Source organism: Clostridium muellerianum, from assembly GCF_012926525.1.
Classification (GTDB): domain Bacteria; phylum Bacillota; class Clostridia; order Clostridiales; family Clostridiaceae; genus Clostridium_AM; species Clostridium_AM muellerianum.
This window is the reverse complement of the sequence record NZ_JABBNI010000025.1, coordinates 15699-35072: the sequence shown is the minus strand read 5'-3', so window position 1 is coordinate 35072 and position 19374 is coordinate 15699. Positions and strand designations below refer to the sequence as shown.

At 28.7% G+C, this 19374-nt stretch carries 26 protein-coding genes; 25 read left to right on the top strand and 1 reads right to left on the bottom strand.

Features of this window, described 5'->3' with window-relative positions; genetic code table 11:
* Positions 1–6 precede the first annotated feature (6 nt).
* From HBE96_RS13225 to HBE96_RS13150, 16 genes are all read left to right on the top strand, one after another.
* Positions 7–498, top strand: coding sequence for an NUDIX hydrolase (locus HBE96_RS13225; RefSeq protein ID WP_169298213.1), 492 nt, complete (start codon positions 7–9; stop codon positions 496–498).
* A 219-nt stretch (positions 499–717) separates the two neighbouring features.
* On the top strand, positions 718–1155 hold the full coding sequence (locus HBE96_RS13220; RefSeq protein ID WP_169298212.1) for a hypothetical protein: 438 nt from the start codon (positions 718–720) through the stop codon (positions 1153–1155).
* Positions 1156–2235: 1080 nt separating this feature from the next.
* Complete coding sequence (locus tag HBE96_RS13215) at positions 2236–2613, top strand: MarR family winged helix-turn-helix transcriptional regulator (RefSeq protein ID WP_206154929.1); 378 nt, start codon at positions 2236–2238, stop codon at positions 2611–2613.
* A 12-nt stretch (positions 2614–2625) separates the two neighbouring features.
* Positions 2626–3141 carry a GNAT family N-acetyltransferase gene (locus tag HBE96_RS13210; protein WP_169298211.1) on the top strand — a complete coding sequence of 172 codons (516 nt, stop codon included), beginning with the start codon at positions 2626–2628 and terminating at the stop codon, positions 3139–3141.
* 53 nt (positions 3142–3194) lie between these two features.
* Positions 3195–4112, top strand: a complete 918-nt coding sequence (locus HBE96_RS13205; RefSeq protein WP_169298210.1) for an AEC family transporter — start codon at positions 3195–3197, stop codon at positions 4110–4112.
* A gap of 221 nt (positions 4113–4333) precedes the next feature.
* Positions 4334–4828, top strand: a complete 495-nt coding sequence (locus tag HBE96_RS13200) for a GNAT family N-acetyltransferase (protein WP_169298209.1) — start codon at positions 4334–4336, stop codon at positions 4826–4828.
* 279 nt (positions 4829–5107) lie between these two features.
* Positions 5108–5488 (top strand): SdpI family protein, encoded by a 381-nt coding sequence (locus HBE96_RS13195; RefSeq protein ID WP_169298208.1) that lies wholly within the window; start codon positions 5108–5110, stop codon positions 5486–5488.
* Between the two features lie 397 nt (positions 5489–5885).
* Positions 5886–6920, top strand: a complete 1035-nt coding sequence (locus HBE96_RS13190; protein ID WP_169298207.1) for a helix-turn-helix domain-containing protein — start codon at positions 5886–5888, stop codon at positions 6918–6920.
* 233 nt (positions 6921–7153) lie between these two features.
* Positions 7154–7864, top strand: coding sequence for an MBL fold metallo-hydrolase (locus HBE96_RS13185; protein ID WP_169298206.1), 711 nt, complete (start codon positions 7154–7156; stop codon positions 7862–7864).
* Positions 7865–7924: 60 nt separating this feature from the next.
* The gene (locus HBE96_RS13180) at positions 7925–8290 is read left to right on the top strand and encodes a winged helix-turn-helix transcriptional regulator (RefSeq protein ID WP_169298205.1); all 366 of its coding nucleotides are present in this window, start codon (positions 7925–7927) and stop codon (positions 8288–8290) included.
* An 84-nt stretch (positions 8291–8374) separates the two neighbouring features.
* Complete coding sequence (locus HBE96_RS13175; RefSeq protein ID WP_169298204.1) at positions 8375–8878, top strand: YbhB/YbcL family Raf kinase inhibitor-like protein; 504 nt, start codon at positions 8375–8377, stop codon at positions 8876–8878.
* A 169-nt stretch (positions 8879–9047) separates the two neighbouring features.
* The gene (locus HBE96_RS13170) at positions 9048–9806 is read left to right on the top strand and encodes a hypothetical protein (protein WP_169298203.1); all 759 of its coding nucleotides are present in this window, start codon (positions 9048–9050) and stop codon (positions 9804–9806) included.
* Between the two features lie 60 nt (positions 9807–9866).
* On the top strand, positions 9867–10352 hold the full coding sequence (locus HBE96_RS13165; protein ID WP_169298177.1) for a DUF7832 domain-containing protein: 486 nt from the start codon (positions 9867–9869) through the stop codon (positions 10350–10352).
* 49 nt (positions 10353–10401) lie between these two features.
* A complete protein-coding gene (locus HBE96_RS13160) occupies positions 10402–10929 on the top strand; it encodes an NUDIX hydrolase (RefSeq protein ID WP_169298202.1) in 528 nt (175 codons plus the stop codon).
* Positions 10930–11082: 153 nt separating this feature from the next.
* Positions 11083–11559, top strand: a complete 477-nt coding sequence (locus HBE96_RS13155) for a GNAT family N-acetyltransferase (RefSeq protein ID WP_425350735.1) — start codon at positions 11083–11085, stop codon at positions 11557–11559.
* Between the two features lie 58 nt (positions 11560–11617).
* On the top strand, positions 11618–12457 hold the full coding sequence (locus HBE96_RS13150) for an alpha/beta fold hydrolase (RefSeq protein ID WP_206154928.1): 840 nt from the start codon (positions 11618–11620) through the stop codon (positions 12455–12457).
* Positions 12458–12590: 133 nt separating this feature from the next.
* On the opposite strand, the gene HBE96_RS13145 is transcribed toward HBE96_RS13150, so the two are convergent.
* Positions 12591–13106, bottom strand: coding sequence for a TetR/AcrR family transcriptional regulator (locus tag HBE96_RS13145; protein ID WP_169298200.1), 516 nt, complete (start codon positions 13104–13106; stop codon positions 12591–12593).
* A gap of 107 nt (positions 13107–13213) precedes the next feature.
* Between HBE96_RS13145 and HBE96_RS13140 the strand changes: the two genes are divergently transcribed.
* The 9 genes from HBE96_RS13140 (at position 13214) to HBE96_RS13100 (ending at position 19109) form a co-directional block, all read left to right on the top strand.
* Entirely contained in the window at positions 13214–14149 is a 936-nt protein-coding gene (locus HBE96_RS13140; RefSeq protein WP_169298199.1) for an alpha/beta hydrolase family protein, read from the top strand.
* A gap of 78 nt (positions 14150–14227) precedes the next feature.
* Complete coding sequence (locus tag HBE96_RS13135; RefSeq protein ID WP_169298198.1) at positions 14228–14392, top strand: hypothetical protein; 165 nt, start codon at positions 14228–14230, stop codon at positions 14390–14392.
* A 9-nt stretch (positions 14393–14401) separates the two neighbouring features.
* Complete coding sequence (locus HBE96_RS13130; protein WP_169298197.1) at positions 14402–14938, top strand: alpha/beta hydrolase; 537 nt, start codon at positions 14402–14404, stop codon at positions 14936–14938.
* A 116-nt stretch (positions 14939–15054) separates the two neighbouring features.
* Positions 15055–15213 carry a hypothetical protein gene (locus tag HBE96_RS13125; protein WP_169298196.1) on the top strand — a complete coding sequence of 53 codons (159 nt, stop codon included), beginning with the start codon at positions 15055–15057 and terminating at the stop codon, positions 15211–15213.
* Between the two features lie 165 nt (positions 15214–15378).
* On the top strand, positions 15379–15537 hold the full coding sequence (locus tag HBE96_RS13120) for a hypothetical protein (protein ID WP_169298195.1): 159 nt from the start codon (positions 15379–15381) through the stop codon (positions 15535–15537).
* A 211-nt stretch (positions 15538–15748) separates the two neighbouring features.
* Positions 15749–16144: a MerR family transcriptional regulator gene (locus HBE96_RS13115; RefSeq protein ID WP_169298194.1), complete on the top strand. Its 396-nt coding sequence runs from the start codon at positions 15749–15751 to the stop codon at positions 16142–16144.
* 84 nt (positions 16145–16228) lie between these two features.
* Positions 16229–16873 (top strand): flavodoxin family protein, encoded by a 645-nt coding sequence (locus tag HBE96_RS13110; protein ID WP_169298193.1) that lies wholly within the window; start codon positions 16229–16231, stop codon positions 16871–16873.
* 587 nt (positions 16874–17460) lie between these two features.
* Positions 17461–18273 carry an Rpn family recombination-promoting nuclease/putative transposase gene (locus HBE96_RS13105; protein ID WP_169298462.1) on the top strand — a complete coding sequence of 271 codons (813 nt, stop codon included), beginning with the start codon at positions 17461–17463 and terminating at the stop codon, positions 18271–18273.
* Positions 18274–18683: 410 nt separating this feature from the next.
* Positions 18684–19109, top strand: coding sequence for a GNAT family N-acetyltransferase (locus HBE96_RS13100; protein ID WP_169298192.1), 426 nt, complete (start codon positions 18684–18686; stop codon positions 19107–19109).
* Positions 19110–19374 lie beyond the last annotated feature (265 nt).

Sequence of the window (19374 nt, the reverse complement as noted above, 5' to 3'; positions counted from 1 at the left end):
AAATGGATGGAAAAGTTTGCAAAGCCAGCAGTAGGTGCAATTATTGAAAAGGAAATAGATGGAGAAAAATTTATTCTGGTGCAGGAAAGACAAAAGGAATATGGTGGTAAAGAAAATGGAATGCTTGAAATCCCAGCTGGAAAGATTAGAGAATATGAAAATGTTTTTGAAGCTTTGCGTAGAGAAGTAAAAGAAGAAACAGGATTAATTATTACAAAAATAAATGGAGAAGAGTGTAGTGCACAATCTTGTGTTAATGGTAATAAAGTTATTAGTTTTCAGCCATATTGTGTTACTCAAAATTTATCTGGAGCATATTCGCTTATTTTAAATACATTTCTTTGTGAGGCTGAGGGGGTACTAGCTGAATCAACAGATGAAACACAAAATATACATTGGCAAAAAGCTGATTTTATACTAGATATGTTAAAAACTAATCCAGATAGCTTTTTTCTTATGCATGTCAATGCACTAAAGAAATATTTCAAATTACTGTAAGAGACAAATTCCAATTTATCTGGCTGAACAAAATGACTGTAATGTGTGTTTGAGCTGATGGGCATATTGGATATTATTGTAAAATTAATAAGTTCTACACTTCTGAATTAAAAGAATGTAGAACTATTTATACTAAAAGAATTTATGTAATTATATTAATACATAAAGCCATATTTGTAAGATGTTATGAACTAAATAAGATATAAATGGAGGATAAAGATGATAAATGCAAATGAAGCCAAAGAGATATTAATTAGAATGTTAAATGAAGCTGGTTTTAACTTTGATAGTCCTAATCCTAAATTAGCATGGAAAACCTTCAAGGAATTTTTTAATACCAAGGTAGACTGTGCTGATGATGCTTTACTATTCCAATGTGGGGGATATGACTTTACAGGCGAGAATTTATTTTACCTTGAGTTTGTAAGACAGTTTGTTTTTGAAACAGATGGAGAATATGACCATATGGAACAATTAAGGTTTACATTATATTTTAAAACAGTTACGGAATTAAAAGAGCTAGAAACTAACTTATGGTCATATGACTGTGATTCAGTAGATGAATTCTTCAGTAAAGTTGAAAATATGAATTATTTTAAAATGCTTATTGAGAATTATGTTTCAGTTAAATGTGAAGTTAAGCAAGGGGAAATTTAATCATAAACAGGAGCTAAATATTACTTTAATTAGTATGTAATTTTCCTATTTAATGCAACAACTGAAAAAATGGACAATTCGCAAAAACACTGCATTATTCAATTTTGAATTTTGGAGTGTTTTTTAGTTATTTTTTAAAATTTGCATTTTAATATTGATATATTAAAATAAGTAGATAAATTTATAATACAAAAATTATGCGACGTAAAGGTGCAGTGGAAGTTTGGATTTTAACTTTTACTCCGTGATATATGATAAGTGTTTCATCACGGCTAAATGTATTAAGCAGAGAGCCAAAATCTATGATTTTGTGCGAATCGCTTACTCCTCTGAGGAAACGAAGAGGAGTTTCCAATTTAAAATAAAGCTTGAAGATTTGCAAAACCTAAGAACTTTGTCAAACTCGGTTCCCTCAAACAAGACTAAAGTTCTAAGGCTTTCCAAATCTTCAAGCTAAGAATAATATTAAAACAATTTAGCTAATGTGATGAAACACTTATCATATATCACTGCATAAAAGTTAAAATTCAAACTAGCAAGTTCAAGTGTACGCATCTAATTACATTGTTATAAGTAATTTTAGTAAGCCAAATTATATTTATAATCATAACTTACAACGCCTAAAGATTAATGCTAAGCTTGCTGTTAGTCTAATATATTTAGTTTAAAAATCATCTACTTTCTATTCTGTTGAGATGTCTTAAAAGAGAATTATTATTTATGTGATTGAAAAGCATAATGCGAAAACATACAAGTATTTCAAATAAGTTACTATTTTTTCAGACTGCGCCATAGGATATTATTAAAATAGTTTAAATATACATAAACTAGGCAATAAGTATTATGAAAGTTACTTCGTTTACGTCGCAATATGCTTTAAATATGACAATTAAAAAAAACTAAGAATTAGTTAGCTCTAATAAGGGAAAAATATAGTTGAAGTTTCAACTAATATGTGCTACTATAAATATAGTTGAAATTTCAACTATATTTAGGGGGTGAGGACTTATTAAATATTTAAATAGTGACATATTAAGGGAGATAGGAAGCTTATCAAGATGCATACATTCTATAAGTGATTTGAAATTTAAAGAGATAAATCTACAAAAAGGACAATTTACATTTTTAACAAGGATATGTGAAAATCAAGGAATTAATCAAATTGATTTATCAAACCTTTTAAAAGTAGACAAAACTACAACAACAAAGGCTATACAGAAACTCATAGAAGCAGGATATATAGTGAAAAATAGAGATGAAGTTGATAAAAGAATGTGGAGGCTTTATCCAAAAGAAAAAGCATTGGAGATATACAAATTTATTATTGAAGAAGAAAATAGGAATATTGAGGTTTGTTTTAATGATTTCAGTGCTGAGGAAAAGGAAATAGTAAATAAATTAGTTAAGAAAATGAGAGAAAATATTGAAAATGGCTGGAAAGAAATAAAAAATTTTTAGGAGGATTTTAGAATGAGAAAAGCAGTTATTGAAGATACAAAAGAAATTATGCAAATTATAAAGGAAACTATTGCAGAAATGAGAACCTATAATAATACTCAATGGGATGAAAATTACCCTCAGGAAAAAGATTTTATGAAGGATATCCAAAGAGGAGACTTATATGTAGCAGAAAGAGAAGGAAAGTTGGTTGGTTTCGTATGCATTAATAAAGTAGAACCAGTTGAGTATAATGGATTAAACTGGTCATTGAAAGAAGATTGCATGATTGTTCATAGGATGGCAGTTAATCCGAACTATAGAAGAAGTGGAATTGGTACTGAATTAATGAAATTTGGTGATGAATTAGCTTTAGCTAACAATATAAGATATTTAAAAACAGATACCTATTCAATAAATACTAAAATGAACGCATTATTTAAAAAATGTGGCTATGAATTAGTTGGAGAAATGAGTTTTTTAGGAAAGGAAAGACCATTCTATTGCTATGAAAAAGTATTAAATAATTCAATTGAGAATGGTGTTTAGTTATAAATCCACATTATTCAGTTTTATTTTATAATTTGAAAGGTGCTAATAAATTGAATAATTATATTAATATTATAAATCAGGTTGCAATTTTAGCTTTGATAATGGGCGTTGGTTTTTTTGCAGGAAATAAGAATTTAATTAATGATGAACTAAGTAGAGGGTTATCTAACATATTAACGAATATTGCATTACCTACATTAGTAGTAAGTTCCTTTATAATAAGTTATTCTAAAGAATTATTGGGCAGCATTCTGGAAATTTTTGTTATATCCATTATATTTCACGTTGTTATTATACTACTTAGTAGGTTTGTCTTAGGCAAATATAACATTGATAAACAGCAAATAATTAAATTTATGTTTATATTTCCTAACGGTGGGGCAATGGGAGTGCCTTTAATATACGGGCTTTATGGCCAAGTTGGAGTTCTTTACTTATCAATTTTTTTAATCCCTTATCAGATACTATTTTGGACATATGGGGAAGGGCTATTTTCTCATGAAACAAGCAGCGTTGACCTAAAAAAGTATTTAAGTAATCCTAATATAATTGCTGTAATAGTTGGGTTATTTATATTTATTTTATCTATAAAAGTATCTTTCATAATAAAACAAACACTTAGTGATATAGGAGCTGTTACAATGCCTTTATCCATGATGATAATAGGTGAGAAGATTGCTTCAATGAAATTTAAAGAAATTATATTTGATAAGGATGTATACTTTTGTTCTTTTATGAGACTTATAATTGCTCCTATTGTAATGTTTGTCATAATAAGTTTTCTTAATGGGACACCTTTAATAAAAAATATATGCATAGCAGCAGAGGCAATTCCAACGGCTACTGTTACGGTGCTGTTTTGTGAAAAGTATAATTATAATACGATTTTAGCCTCAAAGTGTGTTTTAGCTACACACGTTCTATCTATAATCACCATACCAGTTATGCTTATGTTTTTTAGATTTTAAATAATTTCTGAAAAATAATTTTTGTATATTTAATTATACAGATTAATACACAATTGAAACATAAAGTGTATCTATTGAGAATTTAAGATGGGTACACTTTATTTTTTATTGCAATAAAGTAAAGTTTGATATTTGTAAACTATGTTATAATTTAGTAAAAGGTAAATTAGTGATTTGCAGAGATGTTTTACAGAAAGATTTTACTTAATGGAGGTAGCAAAATGATAATACAAACTAAGCGCTTGGAGCTTAATCCATTAACACTTAATCAATTAGAACTATGGATTGAAGATATTACTGAACTTGAAAAAGAATTAGATTGTTCTTATAAGGCAGAAGCAATGGAAGGATTTTTTCTTGAAATAGTAAAGAAACAGTATGAAATAATCCAAAAAGACCTCAATAATTATTTATGGCATAGCTTTTTTCTATTAATTCGCAAGGGTGATAGGGTTGTAGTAGGTTCAGCAGATTTCAAAGATATTCCTAACGAAAATGGCGAAGTTGAGATTGGGTATGGCTTAGGTAAAGAGTTTGAACATAATGGCTATATGACAGAAGCTGTAAATGCAATGTGTGAGTGGGCATTAAAGCAAAATGGTGTTACAAGTGTAATTGCTGAAACCTATTTAGAAAATTTGGCGTCACAAAAAATTTTAGAGCGTTGTGGATTCAAAAAGTATAAAGAAGGAGAAACTTTTTGGTGGAAATTGTAAGTAAAATCTTCTGCCTATAAATTCTAATTTGAGGTTGAGTAATGTAAAAACAGTAATTTATGAGTAATTTGATAATTATGCGCCAGGACTATAGAAATTGATAATACGAATAATGTTTTTGGAAAAACGAATAATGCGGTGAAAAAATAGTATGAAGTTCCTCTATAAAGTATATGGAATTAATTACTACTAAATGCTATAATTTAGTAGTAATTGAGACAGAATAGTAATTAACTGGGATATTGTGGTTATTACTATTTCATAATATGGGGGGAGCATATGGGATTTAAAATATTTATAATTGTTTGCAATTTAATTATTCCAGTTATTATGTTGTTTTTGGGAGTGAAATTTAGAAAACATGGGCCCAAAAATATTAATGGAATTTATGGTTATAGGACTTCAATGTCAATGAAAAACAAGGAGACGTGGGAATTTGCACATCAATATTGTGGAAGACTATGGATAAAGCTAGGACTTATAATGTTAATTATATCTATTATTGTTAGTGTGCTAGCATTTACGCGTTTCGATAGAGCTCAAGGAATTATTGATGCAATACTAGTGACTATGCAAACTATTGCTTTAATTGTATCTATTTTTCCTGTTGAAAAAGCATTAAAAAATAATTTTGATAGAAATGGAAACAGAAGAAATTAATCATCATTAATTTGTAATATTCTTATTTAGTGTAACAACTTAAAAGATGAACAATTTATACGAACATCCCATTATTAATTTGAATTTTGGGATGTTTCTTTGTCATCTTGTGAAAATATTCTGACATAACTTTTTAAATTAGGAATGTGAAAGATGGTCTTTGAAAATGGAATAATGCAGTGTTAAAAATTCCTAAGCTTTTTATATAACCGTGAAAATACTGTATCACAAGTAAGATCCTGAATGTTTTATCAAGAAAACTAAGTTAACCAATAGTTAATTTTTAAGAATAAAAAATGAAAATGCTTCAATTGTTTAAACTACATAGCTTTGATATGATTTAATTAACAGGGGTTGAAGTTAACTAAATGTATAGATAAGTGAAGGAGTTTATTTTATGAGAATAAGTGAAATTATTAGAAATTGTAGAAAAAAAGAAAATCTTACTCAAGAACAAGTTGCTAATTATTTAAATATTAGTGCACCGGCAGTGAACAAGTGGGAAAATGGAATATCATATCCAGATATAACGTTGCTATCACCTCTCGCACGTGTTTTGAAAATTGATGTTAATACCCTATTAGCATTTAATGAAAAATTAACAGAGACAGAGATTAATAAATTTGGGAAAGAAGTTAGTGAAATAGCATCAAAAGAAGGTTTTCAAAAGGCTTTTGAAAGAGGTAGTGATTTAATCAAACAGTATTCAATCAGTGATGAATTAATACTCAGAATATCATCAATATTAAGGTTATTTTTAGTTACACATCCAATGGAAGGAAAGGACAAATATGGTGAGAAAATTATTGCTTGGATTGAACTTACCGCAGCAAGTAGCAATGAAAAGACAGCTTCTATGGCAAAGATATTACTAGCTGCAATGTATAGAGAGAAAAAAGATTATGAAAAAGCTCAAGAAGTATTAGATAAAATTCCAGATATGGATGTAGACACAGAGAAAAAAATTCAACAGGTACTATTACTTGAAAGCAGTGGAAAATTTGATGAGGCTTACAACGTTTGTGAATATTTATTATTTAGAGATGCACATGAAGCATTGGTAGCTTTATCTTTTATAATAAAGATGTTATTAAAAGAAAATAAATTTACTGAGGCAGAAGAATACACAGAACGTGCAAAAAGTGTAGTTGAGGTGTTTGATTTAGGATTGTACCAGAAATATGAATTAGATTTATATTTAGCAGTGGAAAAACAAGATAAAGAAAAAACTATAGAGATGATTATAAATATGGTAAATGAAGCAGACAGTATGGATAATATGAAGTCAAAGCTATACAAGTATAGAAAATGGAAGTCATCCAATAGTTGGAACAAAGATAAATATGAAAGCTTAGCAAAAATGAGAATTAAAAAAGACAAAAAACTTGATTTTGTAAAAGATGATCCTAGAATAAAATTTTTGCTGGAATAATATTAAATTCTTATTTAACGAAATAATCGAAAAAGCGAATAATTTTTCTGCACACTGCATTATTTAATTTTGAATTATGCGGTGTTTTTGTGTCATATTTTAAATATAAAGTGTATCTATTGAAAATTTAAGATGGGTACACTTTATTTTTTATTGCAATAAAGCAAAGTTTGATATTTGTAAGTATGTTATAATTTACTAAATAGTAATTTGTTCAAAAAGGAGGAAATAAAATGACTGAACTAATAACGTTAAAATTATTATTTGAAGCGGGAGAAATAAAATTCTACATTTATCCAGTTGTAATTAAAAATAATGATGATTTAATTTTAATTGACACAGGATTTCCTATGTTTTTGCCAGTAATAGAAAAAGCTTTTGAGAAAAAAGGGTTAGATATCAGAAAGCTTCAACAAGTTATTTTAACTCACCACGACCATGACCATATGGGAGCAGTAAAGGAAATTGTAAAAAAATATCCTTCTGTAAAGGTGAAGTGTTCTGCAGAGCAAATTCCATATGTTTTAGGAAAAAAGAAATCACTTAGGTTAGAACAGGCAGAAAAGTTTGGTGCAGATGATAGATTTATACAAACAATAAAAAGTGTAGAATATTTGGATTCTGTTTTAGAAGTAGCAGATAATGAAATTATCTGTGATGGAGTAAAAGTTATTGAAACATCAGGGCATATGCCAGGACATATCTCTATTTATATTGAATCAATGAAAACCTTAATAAGTGGAGACATGTTAGTTTTAGAAGATGGTGTATTATGTATTGCTGATGAACAATTTGTGTTAGATAAAGTGGCAGAAATAAATTCATTAAAGAAAATTCTTAATCTGGATATTGAAAAAATTATATGTTTCCATGGTGGAGAGTACAAAAGTAATAATTTAAAAGAAGATTTGAAAAAAATTATTGCAAAGGGGTATAAATGCTAAGCAACAAATTCCAATTTAAGTTTGAATAATGTAAGTAGTAATTTGTTTTTAGGAGATAAAATGAAAATAAGAAAAGAGTATACTTGCCCTTTAGAGTTAGTGCACGATATGATTAAAGGAAAATGGAAATCAATTATATTATGGCGGTTACGATTAGGTGCTACATCATTGGCTAAATTAGAAAGAGATATTGATGGTATTAATCAAAAGATGCTGCTAGAACAGTTAAAAGAATTGATTGAGTATGGGTTTGTAGAAAAGGAAACATTTGATGGATATCCTCTTCATGTGGAATACTCTCTAACAATAGATATGGGTATGCAGATTATAAATGCTCTAAAAATCATGCAGTCTATCGGAATTGATTATTTAAAAGAACATGGTATGGAAGAAATATTGATTGAAAAGGGAGTTACTAAAGAATAATACCCACAAAAAAGTCGGTAATTTACGTTATAGATGCTTTTTGCTATAGTTTTTTTATAAATAAAAGTGTTGGAGGTAAATAATATGATAGTAACAAGTACGGGTATTATAAATGGGATTATTCAAAATCAATATGGTAGCCGAGGAAAATATTTTAATGAAAATGGAATTCCTACTTTTTCTCTTCCATTTAAAATTGTAAATGCTCCTGTAAATACCGTTTCCTTTGCAATAGTATTGGAAGATAAAGATGCGTATCCAGTGACAGGTGGCTTTACGTGGATACATTGGCTTGTAGCTAATATTACACGTAATGAATTGAAAGACAATGAGAGTCAGACATCATATGATTTTATACAAGGTATAAATAGTTGGACTAGTTTACAAGGAAATCAGCAATCAAGAAAACTATCTTGTTATTATGGTGGTATGACACCACCAGATAAATCACATTTATATGAGCTTCATGTTTTTGCTTTAGATAAACTGTTAAATCTAAAAGTAGGTTTCTTGCTAAATGAACTATACCATGAAATGGATGGATATATTTTAGAACAATATACGTTGAAAGGAACTTATGAAAATTAATCTTCTGCTATATTGTTCTTTTAAATACAAAGATAAAGTGGATCTATTGAGAATTTAATATAGATCCACTTTATTTTTTATTGCAATAAAGTAAAGTTTGATATTTGTAAACTATGTTATAATTTAGTAAAAGATAAAATAGCAATTTATCGACGAGAGGAGTTAAATAATGAACCTATTTACAATAAATTATGCTGCATTGGGGAAAAACGAAAAAAAGCAGATGTATTATGATTTTTCAGAGAATGCCCAAGAAAGTTTTAATAAATATTCCGATAAGACACAAATATTAGCACAACTCCTTTTTATTAACAGAGTGTTTAATTCATATAGTGAAGCAATGATGAAAGTTGGAAAAGAAATGTCTATTCTGATGAAGGATGCACTAAACATGTTGTGGGATTGTTTGGAGAACAAATGTGATATCAGTAATTTTGAGGTGTTTTCTAATGGAATTGATGCTGCTACTTTATATCTCAATACAGGAGAGGAAATAGAAGCAGAGGAAAATCTGAATTTCTGGGAAAAATATTCAGATGAATGGCATTATACTACTAATTCAATATTATTGCTTAATGCTTTTGGTGCATTATTTTTTCAAATACATGAAAAAAGTATAGATTGGTATTCAATAAGTGAGGACTGCCTTTTAGGAGAGCTTAACGAAATTGTTGGAAGTTATTTTGAAGATGTTTATACAAATCCAACAGATGGGTATAAATATGATGAGTTAGAATTGAGAATAAGCCAAATTTGCGAAAGTTCTACTTTTGTAAAGATTATGTCATATATAATAAAAGACATGAAAGAAGCAATAAATTCTGAAGAAAAAGGTGTTAATGAAATTACAAGATTAAGAGCTGAATACAAAAATAAGTTTTTATTTTCAACAATAGAATGTGAAAGATTAGCTGAGTATTTTAAATAGTAATCTTTTATGATTGTGTCTTTAGTATAATACAAAGTTATAAATAGTAAATTTGAAAGGATGAATGACGTAATGGCTGTTTTCGATAGTTATGATAATTATTATGATAGAGCAATGAAGGCGTATTGCTCTACAGAGAAAATAGATTCTAAAAATATTAATGATGAACAAAGTAGGATAATTATTGAAAGATCTTGTGTTCATATTGGATTTTATCTTACATGGATTATTAATAATAATCTTGTAGGAGGCATGCATAAGAAATATGATTCGGAAAAGCTTGAAAAGGTGGAAAAAAAAGAAATGACAGGTGTTGATTTTTTTCTAACATGTTGTGATGGTAAGCTGTGGAGTGATGATTTTAATGATGAAGGATTAGCATTTACTGAATATTATTATGCTAGTGGACAGTTTATGAAAGATTACATAGATTTCATTTTTAATGAACTGAATGATATTCCTTGTGAATTTGCTTTTGACTGGAAGGATTATAAAAAGTTTGAAGTTATATTAGATAGGAGATATGAGGTGTTTTGCAAAAACTAAAAATTTAATGAACTATTCTAAATAGCAATTTATGGAGGTACTGTATTGTATGGAAATGATAGATATTTATGACGAACTAGGTCAAAAATGTGGTAAGACCGAGGAAAAATACGAGGCTCATAAAAAAGCACTTATTCATAAAGGTGTTTGTGTATGGATTATTAATTCTAATGATGAGATACTACTACAAACTCGAAATAATCAAGTTATGTTCCCAAATATGATGGATATTTCGTTTTCAGGGCATATCCAAGCCGGTGAAACATCTTTAGAAGCAGCTATACGAGAAGGAAAAGAAGAACTTGGCATTGATTTAGAAATAGATAAACTCCAGTATCTCTTTTCGTGTCGAGAGTATGGGGAGGTTGATGGATATATTGAAAATGAAATAGATGATGTGTTCCTTTATAGAAAGGATATTCTTTTAGAGGAGTACTCTTTCTACGATAATGAAGTGAAAGAGGTATCATATGTTTCACTTGAGAAATTCAAGGTAATGGTGGAAACACATTCCGCTATGCTTATGCCTTACAAAACACATTATATTTTTTTACTAACAGCCTTGGGTAGGTGGTAAATTTAGTTTATTACATGGAGTTGATTTTGTACTTACCACGACAAATTCCAATTTAAGGTTGAGTAATGTAAATATTAAATTTATGAGGTGATGAATATGAAACTTACATTGGTTCCACTTAAATCAGAAAACATTGCAGTTTTTAAACGAGACATGCAAGAGGCATTTCAATATGGATATGAAAAGGAATGTGGGGCATCCGATGAATTAATTTTGCCAGAAAAGGATATAGATGATTCACTCAATGCCAATGGTGCTGAAGCGTATCAGGCAATTATTAACGGTGAGGTTTCTGGTGGAACAGTCATAAATGTTGATAAGGAAACACATCATAATCATTTGGATTTTCTTTTTATTAAAGTTGGTTGTCAAGGAACTGGCGTTGGACAGGCATTTTGGAAGGCAATAGAAAATTTACACCCTGAAACAAAGGTATGGGAAACATGTACACCATATTTTGAAAAGAGGAACATTCATTTCTATGTCAATAAATGTGGCTTTCACATTGTTGAGTTTTATAACCCACTCCACAGAGATCCAAATATGCCAGAGACTGTAGGCGGAATGCCAGCTGATGAAGGTGATTATTTCTTTAGATTTGAAAAAAATATGAACAGAACACTTTTATAAATTCCAATTTAAGTTTAAGTAATTTATCGAGAATAATTGAAATGTTACTTAATGTTTTATGTATACGGAAGCGAGGTTGTGTAAGGTGAATGGTAAGGAGTTAAAGACAAGAAGGGGGACTGTTTATTATTGGATTAGTCGTAACAAAAATCCCCACGCAAAATGTATCGTTTTTACGCATGGTGTAACCGCCGACCACTCCATGTTTGAAAAACAGGTGGAATACTTTAAACAAGAATATACGGTAATTACATGGGATGTTCCTCTCCATGGTCTTTCACACCCATATTCAAATTTTACATATGAGAATTGTGCACATGATCTGATGAAAATATTGGATCAGGAAAAAATTGATAAGGTAATATTGGTCGGTATGTCTATGGGTGGCTATCCTAGTCAGGAGTTCGCATTTCATTATGCTGAAAAAGTAGAAGGTTTTATAGCACTTGATACCACACCTTTTGGCATTATTTATTACTCAAAATTAGATATTTGGTGGTTAAAACATGTTGCTTTAATAGCAAAATGTTTTTCAGCAAATGCTTTGCGAAAAAGCATGGCAAAATCTGTTTCTAGGACGAAGTATTCATATGACAAGATGATAGAAATGCTTGCAACATTTACAAAATCCGAAATTATTGAACAAATGGATACTGCTTATGGTGCCTTTATAAAGGAAAATAAAGATGTTAGTTTTTCTTTTCCGGTACTGATTTTGCTTGGCGAATTTGATAAAACTGGAAAAGTAAATCAATATTGTCAAGCATGGTCAAAGAAAGAGGGATATCCACTTCATATAATAAGTAATGCATCACATTTTTCAAATGGAGACAATCCAGAACAGGTAAATTATGAGATACAGGAATTTATAAGTGGATTAAGGAAGTATAATATGTAGAACTGATAAGTTCCAATTTAAGGTTGAGCAATGTAAATAGGAATTTGTAAGGAAAGTTATATCGTTGCATTGTATCGATTGTATCCCTTAACCCCTACAGTTAATTGGGTTTGGAAAATATACCAAGGTAGTTTTAATTTTTGCTTTTTAATTTCTCATATGCTTTAAACATTGCATTGAGTTCATCAGGAGTTTCGGTAAAATCATTGTCAATCATTGCCCGAATAAAGCTGTAAATGGAATATGCTACAACATAGGAAAAGTATTTTTCGGCACCAGAGACATCTTTTGGAATAAGAACTTTTCTAAACAACTCTTCAACTAAGTATATCTGTCCTTGTTGTTTTATAGCTCGAACAAACTCACGTTCAGAATAAAAGTATTTAATGAGGTGACTACCAACATCATTAGAGATCTCGGTTTCGGTACCAGCATTTTCACAGTAATTTGCCCATTTCAGAATAAGATAATAAATAATTATTTCATCGACTGACTCAAAATTCCTGTAATAGGCATTCCTTGATACACCTGCTTTTTCACAAATCTTTTTGATAGAAATATCTTCTTTTTGCAATAATAATTTATAATATGCCAATGAGATGCTTTCTTTAGTTAGATTATTAAGGTCTTCATTTCGCTTGTTTTTCATTTTATAGCTCCTATGGTGTCACAAATGCATACCATTTGTGACTTTATTTATGTTTAATTATACTGTATATTATATGGTGTAACATATGTTACGTCAAGGAGGCAGCAATGAAAAAAGTGTTAAAGATTATGGGTATAATTATTTTAGTACCGATTGTACTGATTATTATATTGTTGATTTGTTTATCATTTAAAAAATCAGTTCCAAGTAGATACTGGGAAAAGGTTGAAACAGATGGTGCAATAGAAAAAAAATATTCAAAGTTGGGTGAGTATAAAGTTAATTCAAAAAGATACGATGCTCCGGAAACAGCAGAAGAACCAGGAAAGAAAAAGTTTTTTGAAGTGTGGTATCCAAAAGAAAAAGGTAAATATCCTTTGATAGTTATGATTAACGGAACAGGTGTGCCATGTGATAAATATGATGATGTATTCAAGCATATTGCAAGTTTCGGATATGTTGTTATTGGAAACAATTATGAGATAAACTGGAACGGAAAACACCCCTCAGAAACATTAGATTTCGCATTAAATACTGAAGAAATAGCCAACATGATTGATAGAAAAAAAATAGCTGTGGGAGGTCATTCTCAAGGCGGCATGGGAACATTTAATGCAATTACTCAATATGAAAATGGAGCTATGTATGATGTGGCATTCTCAATCAGTCCTACAAATAAGGAACTGGGGATTGCATTAAATTGGGGATTTGAATTAAATACAAAAAACGTCTACGCATATCACCTAGATAAAATAAACATACCTATGATGATTATGTCAGGAACGGGCCCATTTGATTCCGATACTGTAATACCTTTTGATAAGATGAAACAATATTACCATGAATTACATGCTGATAAGGTAATGTTTAGAAAAAGCAATGTTGACCATGCTGATATGTTATATCATGCAAATGCATATGTTATTGCTTGGCTGGATTATTATTTGAAGGATATTTCTGAAAACAGAAAGGCTTTCTTTGGAGATAGTCCCGAAATTAAAACCAATTTACATTATCAAGACTTTTGTAGCGACAAAGAATGACATATACACAAATTCCAATTTAACATTGAGTATTACAAATAGTAATTTGTTTATATTAGAACTTGAAGGAGAAATGATTTGAATAAAGTACAGAAGACTGCTTATGAATTAATACAAGCAGATGCAAGGTTTTTATATACATTAACTGATATTTTTAAAAATGCTCAAAATATTAGTAGTAATTATATTTGTATGAGCCTACTTTATTTAACTAAGCAAATAAGACAATTTATTTTGAAATAATATGTAAAAATGACTAATTCAGGCGAAAATTTTTGGCTTGAAGAAAAAATCGACATACCAAAAGGAACTATTACAAAGTATGAATTTGAAAGCTCATATTTCATAGAACCTAGAGGCATAAATGTTTACAAACCATCTGGTTATAACAAGGATTCATCACCTTATGGTTTTATTACATTGACAGATGGCTATGATTATATAAATGTTCTTAAAGCAGAACAAGTCTTGAATAATTTGATTGCTGATAAAAAAATCCCGCCTATTGTAGCAATTTTTATTGATTCAACAGATAAAAGATCTGAGGATTTATCGTGTAATGATTTATTTTGTAATTCTGTAGCAAATGAAATGATACCTTGGCTTAAAGAAAAATATAACTTATCAAAGGATCCTCAAAAGGCGGTAATTGGTGGCTTGAGCCTTGGAGGATTAACAACTACATATATGGGATTAAAACATTCTGAGGTGTTTAGAAACGTACTTTGTCAATCAGGTTCATTTTGGTATAAGCCTATAAAATCAGATAAAAAAATGAATGTCAAGTAGAGCTTGAAAAGAGAAGTAGTGAACTTGATTGTTGGATGAGTGAACAAATAAAATTAAGTCCAAAACTGCCATTAAAGTTTTACATGAATATAGGCGTTCTTGAAAATAAACAAACAATGATTAACAATTCATTGAATGTTAAGAACACATTAGAATCATTAGACTATCATGTTGATTTTGAATTTTTTAAAAGTGGACATGACTATCTGAGTTGGGGCCAGACTCTTGCTACTGGATTAATTGCACTTATTGGATACCAGGATGATACAGAATAATGTAATGTTATAACATTGTATAAACTATGTGTTCCCTTGTATAATCAAATTTTTGAAGAAGCGTATTTGGATGTTAAAAACAATTGTTATCAAGTTAAGAAAAGAATCAGAAATTGGTTTGGTATAGAGTAATATGTATTCAGAAAAGAAAGGTATGATATTGAATTGTGGAAGACGGAATATTTTCCACGTTATTGGACTGCAATCACTTTTTCATCAAACATAATAGATTTACCTGAAAAGTTTTCTAAGGTTTTGATTAATGATAACAACAAAGGTGGTAATTGGTTTGTTGATTTCAAAAACTTAATGAAGGATGGGTGAATAGAGAATTTTGATGCGACATCTATTATTGAATGGGATGATGATGGAAAAATTAAATACTTAAAAGAGTTTGGTTGTAAACTTCCCAATTATAATCCTTATGAAAATGGAGATGTTCCAAAATTGAAAAACATTAAAATGTGGACTTAAACAACTTCCAATTTGTTTTGCTAAAATGAACCTAAAACTTGTAATAATAAGGAGAAAAAGTTTGTATAAATATACACGAAAAGATCTATCAGAATTATTTAATATAGGAAAAGAAACTTTGAGATATTATGAAAATATAAATTTGATACCTAATCCAGCTAGGAATGAAAGTGGTTATAGAGTTTATGCGGAGGAAGATGTATTAAGAATTAAATTTATTATTCGAATGAAAAATTATGGATTTAGTTTAAGAGAAATATCGGATTTGATTAAAATGGTTAGTAATGATAAATGTGCTCATCAAGATAAGTTAGTAAATTATATAGATAACAGGATAACTAGAGTTGAAAATCAAATTCAAGAATTATATAGATTGATAGAATTATTAAATAAAGTAAAGGAAAATAAGCATTTAGGTGAATGTGATTTTTTTAAATCTTTAATAAGTAATTCTTGACATTGTTCTATAGTACAACCATTATACTATTAATAAAAGTAATTACATAATTAAATTTTATAAAAGAGGAAATGGGGTATTAACATGAAGATAATTGCTGTTAACGGAAGTCCAAGAAAAAACGGGAATACAGGAATTTTGTTAAACAAAGCTCTTGAGGGAGCAGCTTCAAATGGAGCAGAAATAGAATTGATCAATCTATATGATTTGAACTATAAAGGATGCAAAAGTTGTTTTGCATGTAAATTAATAAATGGTAATAGTTATGGAAAGTGTGCTATTAATGATGAAATGAAGCCAATTTTAGAAAAAATCAAGAGTTCAGATGCTATAATTTTTGGTTCTCCAATTTATTTGGGATCAATTACAGGTGAAATGAGATCTTTTATGGAACGATTAATTTTTCCATATTTAGTCTATGATGAAAATCATTCTTCGCTTTTTGATAGAAGAATTTCTATAGGATTAATTTATACATTTGGAGTTAATGAACAAAGATTGGAACAAACAAAATGGAAAGAAGCTCTTAAATATAATGAATTTTTATTGGAAAGATTTTTGGGAAAAACAGAATCACTTTTTGTAACTGATACTTATCAATTTGATGATTATTCAAAATATGTTTCAACAGCTTTTGATGCTAACGAAAAATTAAAACGTAGGAAGGAAGTATTTCCACAAGATTGTAAAAAAGCATTTGAATTGGGAAAACGACTAGTCCAAATATGATAGGAGACTAAAAAAATTATAGCAAATGAATATAATGACTAAGCAACAAATTCCAAGCTTGCAAATATGGATTTATAGATATAAGTTATAGGCTTTATCATAGAACAAGAAGCTTTACAGCTGATAATCTTTCCAAAGCAAAAGTAATAATTGATTAAAAAGCAATCATTAAGTATTGAATGTACTACTAACTTATAAAATTTAATCTTCATATTAGGCATAATAAAAAATGCGACTTAAATGTTTTTTGAAAATGGAATAGTGCAGTGTTAAAATTTCTATGCTTCCTGTAAAACTATGGGAATATATGGATATTATGGTATAATTTTTATAATAATTAAATCGCAGTTGAAACATAAAGTGTATCTATTGAGAATTTAAGATGGGTACACTTTATTTTTTATTGCAATAAGATAAAGTTTGATATTTGTAAACTATGTTATAATTTAGTAAAAGATAAGTAGTAATTTATTAAAAAATGAATAGGATATAAATTATATTTGAGTATATTGAAACATAATGTTTAATTAGCTATAATATTGATAATAATAAATACAAAAGATAAAAATAAGGTAAGGTTAATATTAATGAATAAAACTCTAAAAGAATTAAATCTTGAAGATGATTTTTTGTTTGCAAAAGTTATGAGTGATAAACAGATTTGTAAAGAATTATTGGAAAAGATTTTAGAAATTGATATAGAAAAAGTTGAAATGATAGAGGAGCAGAAAACCATAGATTTATTGCTTGAAAGCAAAGGCATCAGGCTTGATGTTTACGTTAAAGATGAAAATAATACAATCTATAATGTAGAAATGCAGCGAGGAAAGCATAAAAATTTACCTAAAAGACTAAGATATTATCAAGGAAGCATAGATTTAGATTTAATAAGCAAAGGCGAAGATTATAGGAAGCTTACAAAAAGTTATATAATATTTATTTGCACATTTGATTTGTTTAATAAAGGACGCCATAAATATACTTTTGAAAATATATGCTTAGAAGATAATAGTATAATGTTAAAGGATGAAGCACAAAAAATAATATTAAATACAAAAGGAATCATGAATGATTTAAGTGAAGAATTATTAGAATTTCTTAAATATGTAGAAAATTCAACGGATGATACAGTAAATAAGTCTAAAGGAAATCTTGTTAAAAGTATACATAAAAGAGTACAGAAAGTTAAAAATGATATTTCAGTGGAGGTGGAATTCATGACTTTATTGGAAAGAGATAGGGAAAAAATTGAAGAAGGAAGAGAAGAAGCAATAAAACAACTTATATTGAAACAATACAGTAAAGGACTTTCTATAGAATATATTGCAGAAATAAATGAATTTGATCTTGAATATGTAAGGGATGTAGTGAAAAACAATACACCTAAAATTAATAATTAAAAAATTTTGCATGATAAAATTTACTGATGAGGTAATTCTCGTCAGTATTATTTTTGCTCATAATCTCTTTTTTTAGTTTATGTAAAAGGATGAAAGTTTTTTTAAAACAGTAAATGTAATATTTACTCAATGTTCTATAATACTAAATGAAAGAACTACGGTTTTTATTGAATATGCTCCTCTTGAAACTGCTTGGGTTCCCATAATTGGTTATTAATTGCGACTTAATAAATGTTGCTTAAATCTGTGTAAGGCTAGTTTTTTGACGTTTTGTAATCCACCTGTTTATTATATTTTTATCCTTGTGGTACTACCTCAAAAATGGAAAATCATTTAATATTACTTATTATGAAGTGAAAAATACAATCACAAATTTATTTATTAATTAGCAAAATTCGGGAGGAATAAGTATGTATGATTATACTATAAAGGAAAGTAATAGAGAGGAAGCAGAATTAATTGTTGATGGCATAGTCAAGTATAACTTATCTAAAGTTCCACTCACCCAAGAAGCTTCCTTTATATGGATAAATAGGGCTATTGTAGATGCAAATGGAGATATTATTGCAGGGATAAATAGCAAAATGTACTGTTGGAATTGTTTATATATAGATGTTTTGTTGGTTAAAGAAAATCATAGAAAAGATGGGCTTGGTTCAAAGCTTTTAAGTGAAGTAGAAAAAGTTGCTAAAGATAAAGGGTGTTATCTAATTCATTTAGATACATTTGATTTTCAAGCAAAGAATTTTTATATCAAGCATGGATATGATATTTTTGGAATATTATATGAGTGTCCACATGGACATAAAAGATACTTTATGAAAAAAAGAATATAGTTTAGAATCTTCATATTTGACGCAACAACTCAAAAAATGAACAATTTGCAAAAACACTGCATTATTCAAAGTTAAATTATGTGGTGTTTTTGCGCCGCATTTCAAATAAAATGTATATATATCTTTAAGACGTGATATATACATTTTATTTGAAGATTATGCGACGTAGGTGGTGAAGAAGAAAGTACGAACGATGCTCTTTGAAAATGTAATAATGCAGTGCTAAAAATGCTTATATTCTATATATTCATAAAAATATGTGGAA

Coding starts and splice junctions, on each gene's coding strand:
- HBE96_RS13225 (WP_169298213.1), top strand. CDS start 7: ATGGAAAAGTTTGCAAAGCCAGCAGTAGGTGCAATTATTGAAAAGGAA.
- HBE96_RS13220 (WP_169298212.1), top strand. CDS start 718: ATGATAAATGCAAATGAAGCCAAAGAGATATTAATTAGAATGTTAAAT.
- HBE96_RS13210 (WP_169298211.1), top strand. CDS start 2,626: ATGAGAAAAGCAGTTATTGAAGATACAAAAGAAATTATGCAAATTATA.
- HBE96_RS13200 (WP_169298209.1), top strand. CDS start 4,334: ATGATAATACAAACTAAGCGCTTGGAGCTTAATCCATTAACACTTAAT.
- HBE96_RS13195 (WP_169298208.1), top strand. CDS start 5,108: ATGGGATTTAAAATATTTATAATTGTTTGCAATTTAATTATTCCAGTT.
- HBE96_RS13190 (WP_169298207.1), top strand. CDS start 5,886: ATGAGAATAAGTGAAATTATTAGAAATTGTAGAAAAAAAGAAAATCTT.
- HBE96_RS13185 (WP_169298206.1), top strand. CDS start 7,154: ATGACTGAACTAATAACGTTAAAATTATTATTTGAAGCGGGAGAAATA.
- HBE96_RS13180 (WP_169298205.1), top strand. CDS start 7,925: ATGAAAATAAGAAAAGAGTATACTTGCCCTTTAGAGTTAGTGCACGAT.
- HBE96_RS13175 (WP_169298204.1), top strand. CDS start 8,375: ATGATAGTAACAAGTACGGGTATTATAAATGGGATTATTCAAAATCAA.
- HBE96_RS13170 (WP_169298203.1), top strand. CDS start 9,048: ATGAACCTATTTACAATAAATTATGCTGCATTGGGGAAAAACGAAAAA.
- HBE96_RS13165 (WP_169298177.1), top strand. CDS start 9,867: ATGAATGACGTAATGGCTGTTTTCGATAGTTATGATAATTATTATGAT.
- HBE96_RS13160 (WP_169298202.1), top strand. CDS start 10,402: ATGGAAATGATAGATATTTATGACGAACTAGGTCAAAAATGTGGTAAG.
- HBE96_RS13155 (WP_425350735.1), top strand. CDS start 11,083: ATGCAAGAGGCATTTCAATATGGATATGAAAAGGAATGTGGGGCATCC.
- HBE96_RS13150 (WP_206154928.1), top strand. CDS start 11,618: ATGTATACGGAAGCGAGGTTGTGTAAGGTGAATGGTAAGGAGTTAAAG.
- HBE96_RS13145 (WP_169298200.1), bottom strand. CDS start 13,106: ATGAAAAACAAGCGAAATGAAGACCTTAATAATCTAACTAAAGAAAGC.
- HBE96_RS13140 (WP_169298199.1), top strand. CDS start 13,214: ATGAAAAAAGTGTTAAAGATTATGGGTATAATTATTTTAGTACCGATT.
- HBE96_RS13130 (WP_169298197.1), top strand. CDS start 14,402: ATGACTAATTCAGGCGAAAATTTTTGGCTTGAAGAAAAAATCGACATA.
- HBE96_RS13125 (WP_169298196.1), top strand. CDS start 15,055: ATGATTAACAATTCATTGAATGTTAAGAACACATTAGAATCATTAGAC.
- HBE96_RS13110 (WP_169298193.1), top strand. CDS start 16,229: ATGAAGATAATTGCTGTTAACGGAAGTCCAAGAAAAAACGGGAATACA.
- HBE96_RS13105 (WP_169298462.1), top strand. CDS start 17,461: ATGAATAAAACTCTAAAAGAATTAAATCTTGAAGATGATTTTTTGTTT.
- HBE96_RS13100 (WP_169298192.1), top strand. CDS start 18,684: ATGTATGATTATACTATAAAGGAAAGTAATAGAGAGGAAGCAGAATTA.